21 protein-coding genes and 1 pseudogene are annotated in these 17,538 nt (G+C 57.8%); 7 read left to right on the forward strand and 15 right to left on the reverse strand.

Annotated features, from left to right (window positions below; all coding sequences use genetic code 11):
• Positions 1-103 precede the first annotated feature (103 nt).
• Genes ACO6BQ_RS08110 through ACO6BQ_RS08120 form a run of 3 tightly spaced genes read right to left on the reverse strand, consistent with a single transcriptional unit; the run spans position 104 to position 1,171 of the window.
• Positions 104-433: a DUF4253 domain-containing protein gene (locus ACO6BQ_RS08110; RefSeq protein ID WP_489120380.1), complete on the reverse strand. Its 330-nt coding sequence runs from the start codon at positions 431-433 to the stop codon at positions 104-106.
• Positions 315-935 (reverse strand): DUF7832 domain-containing protein, encoded by a 621-nt coding sequence (locus ACO6BQ_RS08115; protein ID WP_489120362.1) that lies wholly within the window; start codon positions 933-935, stop codon positions 315-317. The genes ACO6BQ_RS08110 and ACO6BQ_RS08115 overlap by 119 nt, the downstream gene beginning before the upstream one ends.
• Before the next feature lie 11 nt (positions 936-946).
• On the reverse strand, positions 947-1,171 hold the full coding sequence (locus ACO6BQ_RS08120) for a hypothetical protein (protein WP_489120363.1): 225 nt from the start codon (positions 1,169-1,171) through the stop codon (positions 947-949).
• 862 nt (positions 1,172-2,033) lie between these two features.
• Here ACO6BQ_RS08120 and ACO6BQ_RS08125 point away from each other — a divergent pair.
• The 6 genes and pseudogenes from ACO6BQ_RS08125 (at position 2,034) to ACO6BQ_RS08150 (ending at position 6,168) form a co-directional block, all read left to right on the forward strand.
• Positions 2,034-2,197: pseudogene (locus ACO6BQ_RS08125) on the forward strand (secretion protein HlyD).
• 165 nt (positions 2,198-2,362) lie between these two features.
• A complete protein-coding gene (locus tag ACO6BQ_RS08130) occupies positions 2,363-4,390 on the forward strand; it encodes an OPT family oligopeptide transporter (RefSeq protein WP_489120364.1) in 2,028 nt (675 codons plus the stop codon).
• A 104-nt stretch (positions 4,391-4,494) separates the two neighbouring features.
• A complete protein-coding gene (locus ACO6BQ_RS08135; protein WP_489120365.1) occupies positions 4,495-4,683 on the forward strand; it encodes a type II toxin-antitoxin system HicA family toxin in 189 nt (62 codons plus the stop codon).
• Between the two features lie 32 nt (positions 4,684-4,715).
• Positions 4,716-5,150: a type II toxin-antitoxin system HicB family antitoxin gene (locus tag ACO6BQ_RS08140; RefSeq protein ID WP_489120366.1), complete on the forward strand. Its 435-nt coding sequence runs from the start codon at positions 4,716-4,718 to the stop codon at positions 5,148-5,150.
• 103 nt (positions 5,151-5,253) lie between these two features.
• Positions 5,254-5,724, forward strand: coding sequence for a hypothetical protein (locus ACO6BQ_RS08145; RefSeq protein WP_489120367.1), 471 nt, complete (start codon positions 5,254-5,256; stop codon positions 5,722-5,724).
• 24 nt (positions 5,725-5,748) lie between these two features.
• A complete protein-coding gene (locus ACO6BQ_RS08150) occupies positions 5,749-6,168 on the forward strand; it encodes a pyridoxamine 5'-phosphate oxidase family protein (protein WP_489120368.1) in 420 nt (139 codons plus the stop codon).
• A gap of 656 nt (positions 6,169-6,824) precedes the next feature.
• Here ACO6BQ_RS08150 and cas2 read toward each other — a convergent pair.
• The 10 genes from cas2 to cas10 form a co-directional block, all read right to left on the reverse strand.
• Positions 6,825-7,142, reverse strand: coding sequence for a CRISPR-associated endonuclease Cas2 (gene cas2 / locus ACO6BQ_RS08155; protein WP_489120369.1), 318 nt, complete (start codon positions 7,140-7,142; stop codon positions 6,825-6,827).
• Positions 7,143-7,152: 10 nt separating this feature from the next.
• On the reverse strand, positions 7,153-8,160 hold the full coding sequence (gene cas1, locus ACO6BQ_RS08160) for a CRISPR-associated endonuclease Cas1 (protein ID WP_489120370.1): 1,008 nt from the start codon (positions 8,158-8,160) through the stop codon (positions 7,153-7,155).
• Between the two features lie 29 nt (positions 8,161-8,189).
• Positions 8,190-9,533, reverse strand: a complete 1,344-nt coding sequence (gene csm6 / locus ACO6BQ_RS08165) for a type III-A CRISPR-associated CARF protein Csm6 (RefSeq protein WP_489120381.1) — start codon at positions 9,531-9,533, stop codon at positions 8,190-8,192.
• Complete coding sequence (gene cas6, locus ACO6BQ_RS08170; protein WP_489120371.1) at positions 9,530-10,285, reverse strand: CRISPR system precrRNA processing endoribonuclease RAMP protein Cas6; 756 nt, start codon at positions 10,283-10,285, stop codon at positions 9,530-9,532. Before cas6 ends, csm6 begins: the two co-directional genes overlap by 4 nt.
• On the reverse strand, positions 10,269-11,501 hold the full coding sequence (gene csm5, locus ACO6BQ_RS08175; RefSeq protein WP_489120372.1) for a type III-A CRISPR-associated RAMP protein Csm5: 1,233 nt from the start codon (positions 11,499-11,501) through the stop codon (positions 10,269-10,271). Before csm5 ends, cas6 begins: the two co-directional genes overlap by 17 nt.
• Entirely contained in the window at positions 11,498-12,508 is a 1,011-nt protein-coding gene (csm4, locus tag ACO6BQ_RS08180; protein WP_489120373.1) for a type III-A CRISPR-associated RAMP protein Csm4, read from the reverse strand. Before csm4 ends, csm5 begins: the two co-directional genes overlap by 4 nt.
• A complete protein-coding gene (gene csm3, locus ACO6BQ_RS08185; RefSeq protein WP_489120374.1) occupies positions 12,505-13,242 on the reverse strand; it encodes a type III-A CRISPR-associated RAMP protein Csm3 in 738 nt (245 codons plus the stop codon). The genes csm4 and csm3 overlap by 4 nt, the downstream gene beginning before the upstream one ends.
• Positions 13,242-13,667 (reverse strand): type III-A CRISPR-associated protein Csm2, encoded by a 426-nt coding sequence (gene csm2 / locus ACO6BQ_RS08190; RefSeq protein ID WP_488787368.1) that lies wholly within the window; start codon positions 13,665-13,667, stop codon positions 13,242-13,244. Before csm2 ends, csm3 begins: the two co-directional genes overlap by 1 nt.
• A gap of 85 nt (positions 13,668-13,752) precedes the next feature.
• Positions 13,753-13,875: a hypothetical protein gene (locus ACO6BQ_RS08195; RefSeq protein ID WP_489120375.1), complete on the reverse strand. Its 123-nt coding sequence runs from the start codon at positions 13,873-13,875 to the stop codon at positions 13,753-13,755.
• A 64-nt stretch (positions 13,876-13,939) separates the two neighbouring features.
• Entirely contained in the window at positions 13,940-15,727 is a 1,788-nt protein-coding gene (gene cas10 / locus ACO6BQ_RS08200) for a type III-A CRISPR-associated protein Cas10/Csm1 (RefSeq protein ID WP_489120376.1), read from the reverse strand.
• 239 nt (positions 15,728-15,966) lie between these two features.
• On the opposite strand from cas10, the gene ACO6BQ_RS08205 reads away from it, so the two are divergent.
• On the forward strand, positions 15,967-16,116 hold the full coding sequence (locus tag ACO6BQ_RS08205; RefSeq protein WP_489120377.1) for a secretion protein HlyD: 150 nt from the start codon (positions 15,967-15,969) through the stop codon (positions 16,114-16,116).
• A 2-nt stretch (positions 16,117-16,118) separates the two neighbouring features.
• Here ACO6BQ_RS08205 and thiW read toward each other — a convergent pair whose 3' ends face one another.
• Positions 16,119-16,607 (reverse strand): energy coupling factor transporter S component ThiW, encoded by a 489-nt coding sequence (gene thiW / locus ACO6BQ_RS08210; protein ID WP_489120378.1) that lies wholly within the window; start codon positions 16,605-16,607, stop codon positions 16,119-16,121.
• Entirely contained in the window at positions 16,601-17,404 is an 804-nt protein-coding gene (gene thiD, locus ACO6BQ_RS08215) for a bifunctional hydroxymethylpyrimidine kinase/phosphomethylpyrimidine kinase (protein ID WP_489120379.1), read from the reverse strand. Before thiD ends, thiW begins: the two co-directional genes overlap by 7 nt.
• Between the last annotated feature and the right edge of the window lie 134 nt (positions 17,405-17,538).

Genomic DNA, 17,538 nt, shown 5'->3' on the forward strand with positions numbered 1-17,538 from the left:
CTATGTGGAGGATTTGCCGACGAAGTGCGGGCAAAAAAGATGCGTCAAGATGGCGCGGCTGAATTTATCAGTGCTTCCTCAGTACGGATTTTTCCTCGTTCCTTCAATCCCACCAGAAATACCAGACCGTTGCGTTCTTCAGGTCGGCGGCGAGCTTGCCGACGGTCATGCCTGACGCGCCCTGCTCGACGATATCGGCGCAGAACGCATATTGCTCCTTGGCGAGTTCTCGCGCGCTCTCCTCGGACACAGGCGCGGGCACACTGTACTCGAGTGTGTCATAGGTGAGGACGGCGGGAGCGGCACCGTGCTGCTCATGCCAGTATTTCGACACCGCCATCAGCGCAGCGGTATCGGGACAGTCGTTCCAGCCGCCGAACGGCAGATAGGCGAACACCTCCCACGGATGCTGCACGGGAATCTTGACGAGAATCATCGGCTGCGTTTTCTGCGTCTCGTAGTTCCAATAGCCGATAAAATAGATATGCCTCGTCGTCGAACTCCTCCGAGAAATACTGCTCCGCACCGAAGTACGCCAGAGCATGATTGTCGATGTCCGAGGGGAAGGAGGGCGCATCGCCATCGTAGTAATACTCTGCGAATGCCGTGCCCTCCTCGCCAAAGAAACCGCGCATCAGAATCCCGTGCAGCTCGTCCCGAAGAAAGGGGCGCAGATCGGTATCTGCCGGATGCTCCTGTACGGCACGGGTGGTCGCCGCGTACTGGCGGACGAACCAGTCTGCCATCAGCTCGTGTTCGATGCAGTAGCGCAGATAGATCGCGAGGTGGTTGTATGCCGTGATCTCGTCCACGGGCAGCTTTTTTTCACGCAGCGTATCAAGGTGCCACTGTGCATTGTCCATCACGAGATCGGTGAAATCCTCGGGCGCAAGTGCACTGCGCCGCTCCGGATCATTTCTGCCAATTTTTTTCATCGTGGAACTCCTTATGTTTGTTGATGCTGCATGGAGACGACGCGGCAGTCGGGGCAGAACTCGATGTAGAGCGAGCCCTCCATATAGTCCGTCAACACCTCCCAATGAATCTGCATGAGGTACTTCATCGGCTGCCCGCAGTCGGGGCACGTCATGTACTCCCAGTCCTGCCACCAGAGCGCAAAGCCGCCGAGCGTGCAGACATCCTCGAAGCGTGCGCCGTAGAACAACGGCACGGGTGCTTCACCGAGGATGAGAAGGAAGCGTCATGAGCGGCTCCTTTCCATGATTCTGTTGTGGGAATATTCATCTGCTTTATGATAGTATAGATGAATTGTGGCTTCAATAGGTCTTTCGGGTAAAGTTAAGGAAGCACTGATAAATTCAACACCATCATCTTGACGCACCTTTTTTGCCCGCACTTCGGCGGAAAATCTACGCCAATTTGAGGGTCTATTTTATCAGCGATTCCCTAGAAAATTTCCTTCACGGTATTGACAATCTTCTGAAACTTGTATATACTAAAGACAGTAAAGGAGGATTCATCGGCAGCCTGATTCAGGACAGGCAGCCCCCCGTATGATCCGTAAGCGTACGGGCAGAGTTCTCCGGAGTTTCCACAGTGTTGACCGACGGTTGTTGGAAAGGGTGTCGGCGGTGTAGCTTCGCTGGCTGAGCGGAGGGGGCACGGCAGAAGTTCCCTGACGGACTGGGAGGAGATTCCGATGGGTCATTGAGTGGCCGCAGGGTGTCCGCACGAGAGCGTCAAAGCCTAGCACGTGATGGGCATAGACGCCGAGCGAAGGTGCGGCAGGAGGATGCGGCAGCCCGTGGAGGACGGGCGCAGGGACATGTGCCGAACAGATGAGATTGGCGTTTTCCACAAGTGGAGTTGTGGCGTCTGGGTCGGGTGCGTGTCAAGGTAGTTTCTCAGCGTTTTGAAGGAAAGTTCCGCAGCTCATGCTAGCGGGGACGCGGAACGAAGCGAAGATCGTTTGGATGCAAGAGAGTTACCTATCACTTCCCGTATTTTCCTCATGTCCGCCGACAGGTGACGAGAAAGCCTGTCGGCGGTTTTGTATTGGAATCGCTGATAAAATGAAGTCTGTCAGATTGGTGCAGATTTTTTGTCCTGTCAAGGAGACAAACCGGACGCATAGCAAGAGCTATGTGGAGGATCGAGGGCACAGAGAGTGCGAAAAAGATGCGCCAAGATGACATGGCTGAATTTATCAGTGCTTCCTATTGTCTGTGCGATGTGAAGAGTCCCCTGAGGGTGGTCGTTTTTCGTTTGTTTGCACGTTTTGTTTTCTTTTTCATCAGTTTTCTGTATACATGCAAATATGGACGTTTACATTCTGTATTTCTATGTTATAATATTCCTGTTATTTTTCACTTTATTGGAGAAAAGGATAGGTGTTTATCGCATGAAAGATTCGCACAACGAGTTCATGCAGCACGAGCTGAGACTTCCCGAGCTCACCGTGCGCGGCATGCTGCTCGGCGCGATCCTCACGATCATCTTCACAGCCTCGAATGTCTACCTCGGACTCAAGGTCGGTCTGACGTTCTCGTCGGCGATCCCGGCGGCGGTCATCTCGATGGCAGTGCTCAAGATGGCGAAGGACGCGAATATCCTCGAGAACAACATGGTGCAGACGCAGGCGTCGGCGGCGGGTACGCTGTCCGCGATCATCTTCATCATCCCCGGTATGCTCATGATCGGCTACTGGCAGGGCTTCGAGTTCTGGCAGACGCTCGTCGTCTCGGCGTGCGGCGGTGCTCTCGGCGTTCTCTTCACCATCCCGCTGCGCCGTGCGATGGTCGTGCATAGTGACCTCGCATACCCTGAGGGCGTTGCTGCCGCAGAGATCCTGAAGGTCGGCAGCCAGACGAAGGAGAACGGCAACGCCGACTCCGGCATCAAGGAGATTCTCGCGGGCAGTGCCGTCGCGGGTATCATCGCCTTCCTCACGAACGGTCTGCAGGTGCTCGGCGGCGCACTCTCAGCGTGGTTTCACGTCGGACGCGGCATGACGCAGCTGCCGCTGGGCTACTCCACCGCGCTTGTGGGTGCGGGCTACCTGATCGGCATTGCGAGCGGACTTGCCATGCTGACGGGAATCGCCATTGCATGGGCGGGGTTTGTCCCCTACTTCACCATGACAGAAGTGTTGCCCGACGGCATGGCAATGCAGAAATTTGCGGGCATGATCTATCAGCAGAAGGTACGTCTCATCGGCGCGGGTGCGATGGGCGTTGCAGCGATCTGGACGCTCATCACACTCGCACGCCCCGTCATCGACGGTGTGAAAGAATCCATTGCGGGCGCACGCACGACTGACGAGGAAAATGGTCTGCATCGCATGGACATTGATATGTCGATGAAGAGCATTGGTCTTGTCTTTTGCGTGACGGTCGTTGGGCTGCTTGGGATCTTCTACATCTTTGTGAGCCCCGAGCAGATCCCGCCGAGCCAAAAGCTGATCTTTACGATTATCGGTGTCAGCGTCTCCGTCCTCATGGGCTTCTTCGTTGCCGCCGCCTGTGCCTACATGGCAGGTCTTGTCGGCACATCCGCAAGCCCGATCTCGGGCATCGGCATCCTCGGCATCATCGTCTCCTCGCTCGTCATGTACGCGCTGTGCGCCTCATTCGGCATCTTTGAGATGCCCGGCGGCGAAAAGTTCGCGACGGCGACCGCCATCTTTACCACATCCATCATCCTCGCGATTGCGTGTATCTCGAACGACAATATGCAGGATCTCAAGACGGGCTGGCTCGTCGGAGCGACCCCGTGGCGTCAGCAGGTTGCGCTCCTCATCGGCTGTCTCGTCGGTGCACTCGTCATCGCCCCCGTCCTGAACCTTCTCTACGAAGCGTACGGCTTCCCCGGCGCAATGCCGCGCGCGGGCATGGATCCCGCACAGGCACTCTCCGCACCGCAGGCTGTGCTCATGACCACCATCGCACAGGGTATCTTCTCGAGCAAACTTGCATGGGAGTACATCTACATTGGCATCGGTCTTGGCGTGGTGCTCGTCCTGATCGACCTCTTCCTCAAGCGCACAACGCGCAGCCTCTGTCTGCCGCCGCTCGCCGTCGGCATGGGCATCTACCTCCCGCCCGTCATCCAGACGCCGCTCGTTGTTGGCGCAATCCTCGGCTACTTCCTCAACCGCCACCTGCGGAATACCGGCGGCTCGAACGCCGAGGCAGCAGGTCTCAGGCGCGGCACACTCTTCGCCTCGGGGCTCATCGTCGGTGAGTCCATCGTCGGCGTTCTGCTCGCAGGTGTCATCGTCGTCTCCGTCTCGAACGGCGGCGGCGAGGCACCGCTCGCCATCGCTCCCGAGGGCTTTGCCGACACCGCAGAGATGCTCGGTCTCCTCGTCTTCCTCGGCCTCCTTGGCCTCTTTAGCAAGGTTGTCCTGAGCGGGAAGAAAGCATCATAATTTCATATTATATAAGAACACGCCGGCAGAAATGTCGGCGTGTTTTTTACGTATTTATTTTATACGTATTCTATTGTATAATACGAACAAAGGGAGGTGTTCGGATGACGCCACGAGAGGCAGAAAAACTCATTCTTTCTGACGGCTGGCAGTTACAGGAAATTCAAGGCTCACACCACCAGTACACGCATCCGACAAAGCCCGGAAAGGTCACAATCCCCTTTCATACAAAGCCAAAAGATCTAAACAAGAGAACACTGAACTCGATTCTGAAACAGGCAGGGCTGAAATAATTGCTGCACACATATTGCAAAGGAGAACTGCAATGCTTCACATTTATCCCGCCATCTTTTACCATCAAAACGACGATAGCTACAGCGTTGTCTTTCCCGACCTGAACCACCTTGCAACCGAGGGCGAGAATCTGGAGGATGCAATGGCAATGGCAACGGACTGCCTAGCAGGCTATATTCACACAATGAAAGCAGAGCACGCGAAGCTTCCCGCACCTACTCCACTGGAACAGGTCGACCTCTCCGCAGAGGATGAGGAGGGTGAAGACTATTCCGATGAGAGCGGTCGCTTCGTCTCGCTCATCTCCGTCGACGTGGAGAGCTATGCGCGTACGCATTTCAACAAATCCGTAAAGAAAACGCTGTCCATTCCACGATGGATGAACGATCTTGCCGTGGCACGGAGCATCAACTTCTCAAAGACGCTGCAGAATGCGCTGCGGCGAGAGCTCGGAATCGAGGCATGAAAATCTGCAAAGCAGACGAATTCTGTGCTACAATATCCTCACAGAACCATCTTGTATCTGCGCTATTACAAAGGACGCAAAACACAAGGAAAATGGAGGTCTTATGCAGCAATTTGTTCGCACACTCTTTGCCATGCTCGTCCTGCTCTGCTGCGTTCTGCCCACAGTGAGTGCAGGTCCTGCGCCTGCCCTCACGCGTGTCGAGCCCATCGCGCTTTGGGCAGAGGAGACATCGCCGATTCCAGCGGAAGCAGACTATCCGAACCGTCTGCCCGAGGGCGTTGTCTTCCGAGGGGAGAATCTGTTCATCAAGACGCGCTTTATCGGCTATCCTGCGTGGAATCTGCTGACCTATCGGAGCGGGTCGGAGGCAGGGCGCATACTGGACGATACCGAGCTCACGCGTACCCCCATCACGGACGGTGCACGCATCATCATCGGTTATGAGCAGACCGTCATGATTCCATTCACTGAGCTCGGCACAGCGGAGATCGACCTCTGCATCGCCGCTGCCGATGCAGGGAGCGGTGCACCACGCTATGCCTTTGTCCGAGGAATACAGACAGCAAAGTAACGTCACAGGGATTGAGGGAAAAACATGAACATGAGGGATGAATTCGAGCGCATCATGCGCGAGCAGCGCGAGATCGCACTCGCAACGACGACGGACGGGCTGCCGCATGTACGCATTGTGAGTTTTTACTATGCATCCGAGGAACACCGCATCTACTTCGCCACGTTCAAGGACAACGAAAAGGTCGTCGAACTCGCGGCAAATCCGAACATCGCATTCACCACTGTCCCGCACAACGATACCACAGAGCACGTCCGCGCGAGTGGACGCGCCGTCAAGTCCGCACGCACCGTCTACGACCTCGCGCCACTCTTTGCCGCGAAGATCCCGCGCTATCAGGAGACCATCGACGCCGTCGGCGACGACCTCATCCTCTACGAAATCGCGTTCGAGATGGCGGTCGTCACCGTGGATATGGAGCACATCGAGCGCATTCGGCTCTGAAACAGACAACAAACGGGGCAGCGGTACGAAGTTTTACAGCTTCGTACCGCTGCCCCGTTTTTTTCCAGCTTCCCCTGTCGCGACGGGGAAAGAGGCGAACATCGTGAGACGATGAGGGCGCGTGCAGCGAATGAGGCTTTCTCACGTTGGAGAAGTACAGTTCGTTCATAGCGCCCCTTCCACCGCTTCGCGGTCCCCCTCCCCCGTGACGAGCGGTCAACGTCAGCCAATCACACATCGCTAACGCTCGTGTTCTTGGGCCGTTTTCCCATACGACCTGTTGCCCAATCAGCTTCGTCCTACGGACTTGCTTCTTGGACGGGTCAGCAACGGGGGAGGCTTGGGCTGTGTGTTTCCGTCCCCTTGCGGGGATGTGGTTTTAAAATATTGATGATATTGTCGTGTGTTGGCGTAATCACAGTTAAAAGTTTCCATCCCCTTGCGGGGATGTGGTTTTAAAATCCTTGCGGCTGAAAGCCTTGCTGTGCCTGCCTCAAAATGGCACTTTGCGGCGCGGATGTGTTTTCCCTCCTTTTTGCGTCGACAGCACGTTCTAAAAACCTTTGCCAAGATTGCGGCTCTAAGTGCGGCGCGGATTTCATTTTTGAGTATAGCACATTGTCCCTCTTTCTGCAATCCCTCCACACCTTTGGACGCTAAAAAATGATAACATCCTCGACGTGACGATCTCCGACGCCCCACGAGCGGACGGAGGTGTGGTTGGCGAGGAGGTAGATGCGCAGGGAGTCGGTGTGTGGGTCGATGAGGCGCGTTGTGCGTGCGACGAGTTCGTCGTATTTCCGCGCGGTGAGAAATGCCTCGAATGCGGATTTCTGCACACGCACGCCATAGCGTTCGAGGCATTTCACCATTTTCGTCCGCCGCTTGTCATCGGTGATATCGTAGATGATGAGAACGATGCAGCGGCGTTCGTCTGCGGCGCAGAATTCGCTCTCGTCGTAGTCGTACTCCATACGTCTCACCTCATCGCAGCCGCACGGGCTCGTAGATGTCAGCGTTCTCCGCCATGAGTGCCTGCGCATACTGCCGTGTCTGATATGCGAGGGCGTGCCGATAGGAGCGTTTCCCGTCGCCGCAGCCGTAGCGGCTCGCGGCCCGCATTTTCTTCTCATAGGCTCGCAGGAAGATGACACGCCCCTCGCGTGTGAGGAAGATGCCGGGGGTGTCCTCGTCCTCGGCGGGCGCAAAGTGTTCCTGTTTGATCTCGTGATGATGGACGAGAGAGAGTGTCATCGCGTCGATGAGGACGGCACGCCATTCCTCCATGAGATCGGAGGCGAGGGCAGGATGGCGGTTCTTCACGGCGTGGAGGAATCCGAAGTACGGATGCAGGCCTTCGTTGCTCAGTGCTGTATAGATGTCGTACATGAGGAGGGTGTAGCCAAAGCTGAGCATGGTGTTGAACGGGTCACGCGGCGGACGGCGCGTCCGTTTTGCAAAGGCGAATTCGTCGGGGACGAGCCGCCCGAGGGCACGGAAGTAGACTTTGGCGATTGCGCCCTCGTAGCCCATGAGCTGCTCGTTCGTGTCACAGGTCATGATGTGTTTGCTGAGTGTCTCGATGTCTGCAACTGCCGTACGCACCTCAGGAAGGGCGGCGTTGCGGTTGTAGCGTCGCAGGAGGATGAGTTGGTTGTGTGCCTTTGCGGCGATGACCTGCCGCGCCATGGCGAGGGCGAAGGGAGTGCCTCTGAGGAATACTTGCCGTTCCTGCCGAAAGACGTTGACATGGCGGGTGGACTCAAGGCGTCCGAAGAAGTATCCGCTGCGCGAGAGCCATGTGACGGGGATGCCGAGGCGCAGGAGTTCGACGATTGCCTTGGAGGAGACTTGTACGGTGTCGATGAGGGTGAGCCCCTCAAGGGATTCAGCGGGGATCTCCATGATACATTCCTGATTGCGTCCGACGGTGAAGTTGCCGCCGCGCTTTTGGATGTATGCGCCCTCTTCTGTGATGTAGGCAAAGCTCATGGCGCGGTCTCCTTTCCATGCTCGATCACTCACGCATGAACTTCGAGAGCCTGCTCCACCCACGCGTTGAGATCGCGATAGACGCTGCGCATTGCACGCACCTTATCGCCGTAGATAAGCACAAGCATTCGACAGAAGCACCCCATCGCCTCCTGCGATCCGATGCCCACCGCCTCGTGAAACCGCTTTTCTGTTACATTGACCATCTCATGCGCGGTCTCATTGCGCAGGTTTCGTACTTCTTTGATCTGTTCCAGTTCCGCCATCATTCCAGCATGGCGTACGGAATCTCCCGTACGCCATGTCTTCCCAGCATAGGAGCAGCAATGATAGAGGATATGGAAGGAAAGTGCTTGATCCTTGTAGTCTCCCGTAAACACGCGATCTAGGTGTCTGAGCAGTTCTTTCTCCTGCTTTTCGAGTTTCTCTCGCACAAGCCACGGTACGTTTTTCCGTCGTTCACAGAGCGTATGTATGGGGATTTTAACATTCTGCACCACGTACTCTCTGAGGAATTCATAGAGGAAGGGAATCATACGCAGCATCAGGTTGGAAAGTCGCCCTGTTTCTTGGTCAATCTGCATTATGAGGAAATACTCAACCAGTGTCTCTGTTTTTCCTGTGAAGGGGAAAAGTTTTTTCCCATCATATTCACGCAGAACTTTTTTTGCCTCCTCGGTGAGGAGCATACTGCGTCGCTCTGCATACTGGAGAAGACTTGTTGCCTCCTGTGGGACGAGCACACTTCCTCGCGCGACCTTCAGGGCTGCCGCATACTCATAGGAATCAATCAGTGAGAGGATGCGGCTACGTTCTTCATAGAAATGAAACACATAGAGCGGCGGCTCTACACAACGATTCTTTGCATCTTCTTCATCGTCAATGTTGGTCTCGATCAATACGTCAATGTTATCGGTGTCCTTCGTTGCCTCGTTGCTACGATTGGATTTTCCCTCGGGCATCGGCACCTGAACGGCGCGACATCCTGATGTATGAGCTGCCATGATCGACAGCACTGTTTTCATCTGCGGTGTTCCCGAGCTAAGATTGAGCAGCAGCTCACACGTCGGATGCTCTTCGCGAAGGCGCAGTACTTCCTGCGGCAAGATTTTGCTGAACGTCTCATAGAGATGTGCATCCCGTATGTCCGTATACAGTTCTTCAACGATACAGCCCGGCGCAACGTGCTTGATTGCCCGCGTATAGCGATGGTCGCGCCGCTCTTTCTCTGCCATATCATAGGTATAAAAGAGGACAACACGCGTGGGATGGTAGTGTCGCAGGATGTGTAGCATCGCCCCGTCATGGCAACCGCGTATGGGGTCAGTATCTCCTAGCGGTGAAAATAGAACTCGTTCGACCATCTCGTTCATCCTTTCCAAATATGTGTCTCTACCGCGCCCATACCGAGGGCGGTTTTGATGCCGATTCCCGCATAGGGGGAAAAGGCGAGGAGTGTGCCGAGGATGCGGCGCACCATGTCGTTGCCCGCGAACTGCAGGGCGATCTGTCCGCGAAAGCCGCGGATGCTATATCCCTCGACGGAGAACGATGCGGAGCGCAGGGCATAGCGCGTGAGACGCGTATGCATTGCAAGGATCTGCGCGAGGTTGTCTTCCTCGATGCGGATGTCGGGACAGAATCTGTTCCACCGTGCGAGGAGGCTCTGCAGGATGAGTGTGCTCTCGGGTAGGATGATGTATGTGCCGCCCTGTTTGAAGCTGGTCGGTGTGAGAAAGTGTATCTCTGCACCGCGCGGCGCGGTTTCCGCACGAAAGTATTCATCGGCGATGTCCTGATAGCTGCGCTCCTCGACGCATTGTGTGTTTTGCACGTCGACGGTGTAGCCCTTTTGTCTGAGATGGATGCTCTCGATGCCGTGGAGCACGCCGCCGATGATTTCTCCTGCGGTGCGGTCGAGTGTACCGACACGCCAAATGACGCGCTCCCGCGCTCTGTCCCAGCGGATGCTCTGGCTGTAGGGGCGCAGGTTCTCTGTGTGCAGGTAGGCGGCGTAGTCCCCCGGCAACTGCTCGATGAGTGCGCCGTGGAGGGTGGAGCCCATGGAGGAGGGCGCACGCGCGCCGTCGGGCAGGCGCAGCTCCGCCTCAAAGCGTCTGAGCATTGCCAACTCCTGTGATGGAGCAGAGCCCCATGATCCAGTCTGCCCCGTCGGTCTGCGCTCTCTTGAGTGTACGAGGGGTGAGGCGCACGTCCGTTTCCATGTGTTTATGTGATGGGTTGGTGAACTGTTCGTCAAAATACGCCGCCGCAAACCGCCGCGCATCGTTTTCTTTGTCGGCAAGTGCATAGATGAGGCTCTTGGTGAGGAATCCTGTGCCTCCGCCGAGGAGTGCGTTCGCCTTAAATGCGGTAATGTCGTCAAAGAGCGCGCCGTAGTATTTGGCGTCAATGGCTTCAAAGACGCGCTGCTGGCGTGTCAGTCCGTCGAGGGTGCAGGTGCGCAGCATATTGAGGACGGATGGCAGCGAGTCAATGCCCGCCGCGCGGAGCATGGGGAGGTTCGCTGTGATGGTGAAGCGTAGTCTGCTGTCTGCGGGGATGCACTCGCGAAAGAGGACGATCGGACTTTCGCCGCGACGCTCGCCGGGCTTGATGAGGGTTGTTGCGTCAATTTTCTGCACGATGATGGTCGGAGCCTTTTCCGCGCATCCGACGAGCATCGCGTCACTGACACAGAGTCCGCGCAATGCGCTCGCGACGGCATCCCCGCGCTCTATGTCCTCATAGGTGAGGGTGGGCAGGAGCTCCTGTTCGAGCCGCAGGATGATCTCGTTCCACTTGTGTCCCTTCTCCTTCAGCGAGCCGCGGACAGAACAAATTTCCTGCCAGTAGGGGCGGAAGCGCGCGGGGTCTTTGCGGATGAAGTGGTGGAGGATGCCCGTGCGCAGTGTGCCCTTGATGCTGCTGCCGGGGATGTAGGGCTGCGCGTTGTCGGAGCGCACGAGGTGACACACGACTTTGTTGAGCGTGGGCTTTCTATTCTTATATTTTTTCTCCGAGAGCTGCGCCACGGGAACTTTGCGGCGGATGACGCCCGCCTTTCGCAGATCTGCCTCGGTGACACGGTTGGCAGTCAGCCACTCAAGCAAGTTGCGCGGACTGCGCCCTGCGCCATCGATCTCAACGTGCTTGATGAATGCCTCGGTAAGGCCGCGCGTCTCAAGAAAGGCAAGCCATTTGGATTCGTTCAGGAGGCACAGCTCAAGCTTGTCCCTGTTATAGAGATACTCGAAGGTTCTCAGTTCCTCGCCCGAACCGATGTGGACGGGGGCAATGCACTTGATCTCGTAGGTTTGCCGTATGATGTCGCCCTTCATGCTGTCACCCCCGCGTAGAGTCCATAGCCGTAGCGCCAGACGGAATGTCCGTCATGCGTCCCCAATGTGCTGCATGTACCGCCAATCCGCACAGGAAAACAGGAACCTGCGTCGAGGAGATAGACGCTGTTCTTCTTCTCGGCGGCATGGGTCGGATAGCTGACGAAGCCGCCCGCACGACGCAGCCGATACGCCCCCGCCTTGACTGCGGCGAGGTCATCTGCCGTGGGGAGGACGGGCGCGAGTGCAAGCTGCCACGGAGCACTGTCCGCAGCAAGCATATCTCTGAGGGCTGCGGTGTCGCCACCATCGTTCGCGTCCATGCGGATGATTTCGCCGACACGAAATTTGCCGTAGCCACTCGTGCGCTTGCCGCCGATGCCCGCCATTCCAACCCACGCGAGGAGGCGGCGCAGCCACGCGCCCATCTCCGCGTCCCGCACGCGGGCGATGAGGAAGAGCCCTGCGCGGGCGGCAAAGCTGAACTGGGCGACGTAGTAGGGCAGCGGTTCCTCGCCGCGCGTGTTCACACGCTGGCACAGGAACTCGATGCCGAAGTCGGCGTCAAAATCGTTCTCCTCGAACGGGATGCCGCGCTCCATGGCGCGGATGTAGTCCTGCATACGGCTCGCGCGGATGTATTTGAGTTTTTTCTGCTTTTTACGCAGGGTGGCGTTCGCGCAGGTGGTGCGGTAGTCCTCGCGCTGCTCCCGTTCTTTGCGCTCCACACGCAGGACGGGGCGCGGGAGGAAGAGTGCCATCGCGCCGTCGCTTTTGCGGCTCTGCCACGGCAGGAGGTCGGAGAGGCGCAGGTCGCCGCGCTCGACTTCCTCCGCGAGGCGCACGAGGCTCTCCTCCTCCCCTGCGGCGGCGAGCTCGGCGCAGAGCGCACCAAAGAGCATATCGGCGGGGTACTCCATGCACGCCTCGTCCAGTCTGCCGCCGCGTCCCGGCTGTCCGAAGTGAACCGCCGTTTCGAAGTGGAGCGGATAGATCACATAGCTCACATGGATCCGCCACCCTTCTGCAGCATCTCCGCAATCCCCTGCAACCGTTCCTGGGTCATGGCATTCTCGGCATGGATCGTAAAGTGCTTTACATGGAAGTCGCGCAGCAATACTCTGCCATACCCGCGCGAGCCGTGCCCGCCGAGGTAGTCCATCTGCAGGAGGCGGATGCCATCGGCGAGGATCTGGAGATCCTCTGCCAGATCGCCCTCGTCCTCGATGTTGTAAACGAGACGGAAGTCGAACTCTGCGCCGGCGGGGACGCGTTCGATCTGACGAGGGTTCGCGGCGGCGCTGATCCGACTGATGGTGTTTTCAAATTTGATCTCGCCGATGTATGTGTCCAGCTCCATCGCGGCAAACCGCTGACAGGACGCCTCCGCCATGCGGATGTCGGAGAACTGCAGACGCGCGCCCAAACCTCCCGCACCACTCTGCGCTGCCGAACCGAAAAGTCTCTGGAGCACAGGGCTGTCCTCATCGATCTTGTTCAAAAAGTATTCGTCCGTCGAGAAGCTGCGCGCAAGGAGTGTGCGGATCTTCCCCTTGAGCGAGCTGCCGGGGATGATGGGTTGCTTCGTCATCGGATCGCGCAGGAATGGGCTGTCCACTGCACCGATGGGCGCAAAGTCGGAGGACGCACCGATGTGCAGCCCAGTTTCGAGGCGCAGGATCGCCCCAATGTCGAGTTTTCCCTTCAGTGCCCGCTGTCTTGTATTCTTCTGCTCCATCATCATTCACCTTCCTTTTCTCCGTAAAATTTATGATAGGCGACCAGGGCCTCAATGAACTGTGCGAACGCCATATACTCTTTGAGATCCGTGCCGACCGTGTCGATGTACTCCTTCAGCTGTGTATCCTCCGCGAACCGCTTAACCCCCTTGTTGCCGCGTGCGACTTGATAGGCGAGCTTGACCTTGAGAAACCGAACCTCCTTGGCGAGGTCTTCGCTCAGCTCGCGGGTCTGCTCCTGCTGGTGGCGATAGAGGGTGATCTTGTTCGTCAGCGTGTTGACCGCCGTGAGGAATTTACGGATCTGGTTGGTTGTCAGTCCATTTGTTCCCCCGAGCAGTCGGTCATTTTTGAGTCCGAGGATGATCTTCTCTGCTTTTCCTGCAATATCATCCGTCTCCGTCAGTTTTTTGATCGTCTCAGCCATTTGATCCCTCTCCCTTCTCTCGGATGCTGTATATGATCAGCTGGAATGCGGTGGACAGCTGTCTGCGCTCTGCCGGGTCGCGGTATCACTCGTAGAGCTGCGTACGCACGCGGGCGTACGCCTCCTGTGCGGGGCTCTGCGCTCCGGGGTCGAGTCGCGCGAGCGCGTAAGCAAAGCGTGCAAGTTGGATCTGTCCGTCCTGCTCCAAGAGTGTGAGCAGCCGATAGACGGCGCTCGTGCCGAGGTTCAGCTGCTCTCCTTCCGCCCCCTCCTCAAAAATGCAGTGCGCACGCAGGAAGGAGAGTTTTCCCCGCAGACATGGTCGACGAATGCGTCCCAGCTGTAGACCTGCGCACGCTCCTCGAATGTTGTGCGGGTGCGTCCCTCAGTGATGGCACCGAAGAGGGCAACGCTGTCCTTTTGCGGTCTGCCGTCCGCACCGCGCTGATCCTTGGCACGCGATTCGAGATCGCCGGTGCGGCGTGCCATCTCGGCGACGGGGCATTTGTCCTTGAAGAAGCCGAGCCCCGCAGAGAAGCGGAGTTTGCCGCCCGTAAGCGGAGGAATGCACGCCGAAGGTCAACGGCAAGCTCGACAATATCATCCCACGCGCCGAGGAGGAAGATGTCATCCCCGCCCGAGTAGACGATGTGAACGTCGCGTGCCGCCTTCTTTTCCCTGCCAAAGAGGGAGAAGGGCGCGGTCTTTTGTCGATCACCAATACCGCTGACACTGCCCTTGCAGAGGAGGTTAATGTAGTGTTTGAAAAAGAGCGAGAGTTGCCGCGAGAGTGCCGCCGTCCGCATCATGGTGGCATACTCTGACGGGAATCCCGCGAGGAATGCTGCGCCGAGGTTGTCCACGTCGGCACGCATGACACCGATGCGCGGGATGCCCTTGCTGTCCTCCGTCCCTCCGCTGCGCCGCGCAAGTGTCTCCATTTCGAGCACGGCATCATTCTCGCGTGCGGAGTAGTCGCCGAGCCAGAGGTGCGCGGCGGGCAGATCGCCCGTGTACGTCGTGTCCTTCGCGTAGATGCGCTCGCTCTTGTACGGGAGACGGTCAACGTCGTCCAGCTCCTCTGCCGTGAGGTAGAGCGTGCGCCCGATGCCGGGCAGGGAGAGAGCCTCCACACCGCGCTCTGTGGAGACGCAGAATGCGTTCCTTTTCAGGATGCGCTCGCCAAAGGTGAAGAGATGGGAACACATCCCGCACGCCTCAATGGAGGGGTCGGCAGAGTAGGGTTTGAGATGTGCTGTGGAGGTGCGACAGACGGCACACTCACGCGTACTGGCCTGCGTTTTGTTCCATGCGCTCTCGGGCACGAACATCGCCGCGAGTTGCTCCTCGGAGTAGCGGCAGAGTTTTTCTGCCGAAAGCCCCTCGCTTACGCGGCGAAATGCCTCCTGTGTGCCCTGCCCCGCAAGCTCCTCCCCCGTGCACGCCGTCCACGCCATCGCGAGGTAGAGGCTGCTGCCGAAGTGCTCCAGCATCCAGTTGTTGACCTCCGTATGGCAGCGTGCGAGGAGGTTCTGCACGTCCTCGGTGTTCGGCAGGAGCAGGTAGAAGTGTCCGCCGCCCGTATAGAGGAGCGCACTGCGGCTAATGCCGCACGCGCTGAGAATCTCGTCCACGATGTTCTCAAGCAGGATCTCAAGGTAGAACGAGCGTCCACGCAGGCTCTTGAGTGCGCCCTTGGACGGGATCGCGTAGATGAACGGCTGTATCCCTGAGATGTCCGCCGATACGAGGAGGAATGCGGGCAATGCTGCGCCGCCCCGCTCCTCGTATGTGTGTGCACTGTGGATGTCCTGCGCCGCCGCATAGCGATGGAGCGCAGCCGCGTACGCCGCTGTCATGCGTGCGTAGTCATAGAGCGCGATGTCCGCGCCCGCAGGGGACGGCACATAACTCATCGTCTCCTCAAGGACGCGCAGCAGTTCACCGAGCGGCATGTGTACGGGGGATTTGCGTGCAAAGTGTCCCGCGAGCCGATCGCAGACCTCCCGATGCCCGCGCACTGCGTCATCAAGGTCGCCACTGAAACAAAAAAGCAGCACACGGCTGCTTTGCTTATATTATGGTGGATGAATTTCAAAACGCTTTCAATCGTTGATGATAGCATACACCTTCCTCCGACTGACGTTCGCCGAAGCAACGAAATCCGATATAAAACTGCAGAAGTTTTTCTCATTCTCGCATTCGAGATACACAACGCCACCACCTATCCCACGTTGGATGCGCCGCAAGCTCTTCAGCCAGGAGGTCATCAGGGCTTCCCTAAGGAATCGCTGATAAAATGAAGTCCGTCGGATTAGTGCAGATTTTTTGTCCTGTCAAGGAGACAAACCGGACGCATAGCAAGGGCTATGTGGAGGATTCTAGGGCACAGACAGGGCGAAAAAGATGTGCTAAGACGGCGCGGCTGAATTTATCAGTGCTTCCCTAACCTCAATCCCGCCGAATCTTTGGCAGGAGGAAGCGCAGGAGGATGTAGGCGAGGAGGCTGCCCGCGCCTGTGGAGAGGAGGAAGGGGACGATGTAGACGGTGTAGCTCGTGGGGTTCAGTCCCATGAGGAGGGCGGCGACGGGATAGGCTGCGAGTGCGCCGAGGATGCCCGTGCCGAGTGCCTCGGCGATGCAGGTGATGCCGAGGCGTTTCGTATAGTGATAGGCGAGCCCGCACGCGAGCACACCGATCATGCTGCCGGGGAATGCCATGAGGCTGCCGAGCCCCGCGATGTTGCGGAGAAGGCTCGCGGCGAAGGCGATGCCGATGCCCCAGAGAGGGCCGAGGAATACGGCGGCGAGGATGTTGACGAGGTGCTGTACGGGGGCGCAGCGGCTGCCGAGCACGGGGAAGCTGAACAGTCCGCCGAGCACGGCGACGGCGACGAGAATGCCGGCAAGGGTGAGCTTGCGGGTACGGGTGTCTAGCATATAAACTCGCTCCTCAAATCAAATCCATGCGCGAGCGGCCCGCTGCCCGCACCTAGGTCAAGCCCTGCAGCGAGTGCGCCCGAGATGTATGCCTTCGCACGTTCGACTGCGATATCAAGCGTCATGCCGCGTGCGAGGTTCGCGGCAATCGCACTGGAGAGGGTGCAGCCCGTGCCGTGCGTGTTCGTGGTCGCAATGCGCCGCCCTGCGAACCAGCGTGTGCTCGCACCGTCGACGAGGAGATCGTTCGCATCGTCGATACTGTGTCCGCCCTTTATGAGCACTACCGCATGAGCACGCTCATAGATGCGCGACGCTGCTGCGGTCATTCCCTCTCGGTCGGTGATTGCCATATCCGCGAGCACCTCCGCTTCGGGGATGTTCGGGGTGATGATGGTCGCATGCGGCAGCAGCAGTGTCGCAAGAGCGTCCGTCGCATCGTCGCTGATGAGACGTGCGCCGCTGGTCGCGACCATGACGGGGTCGAGAACGATGTTCTGCGCATGGTATTCGTCCAGCTTCTCGGCAATCACACGGATGAGCGCGGCATCCGCGACCATGCCGATCTTCACTGCGTCGGGCGGGATGTCCGTAAAGACGGCATCGAGCTGCGCCGCGAGGAATGCGGGCGGGACGGCGAGGATGTCGGTGACGCCCGTGGTGTTCTGCGCGGTCAGTGCGGTGATGGCAGTCATGCCGTAGACACCGTGCGCGGTCATGGTCTTGAGATCCGCCTGTATGCCCGCGCCGCCGCTCGCATCGCTGCCCGCAATGGTGAGTGCTGTGTGCATTTTCATTGTGCTTCCTCCTCAGAGTTTTGGTCTATGGCAACTGCTACGGATTTGCCATGCGTACTGCATTTTCTTTTGTTCCTAGGGAATCGCTGATAAAATGAAGTCCGTCGGATTAGTGCAGATTTTTTGTCCTGTCA

This window comes from Centipeda sp. (in: firmicutes) (genome assembly GCF_057271695.1).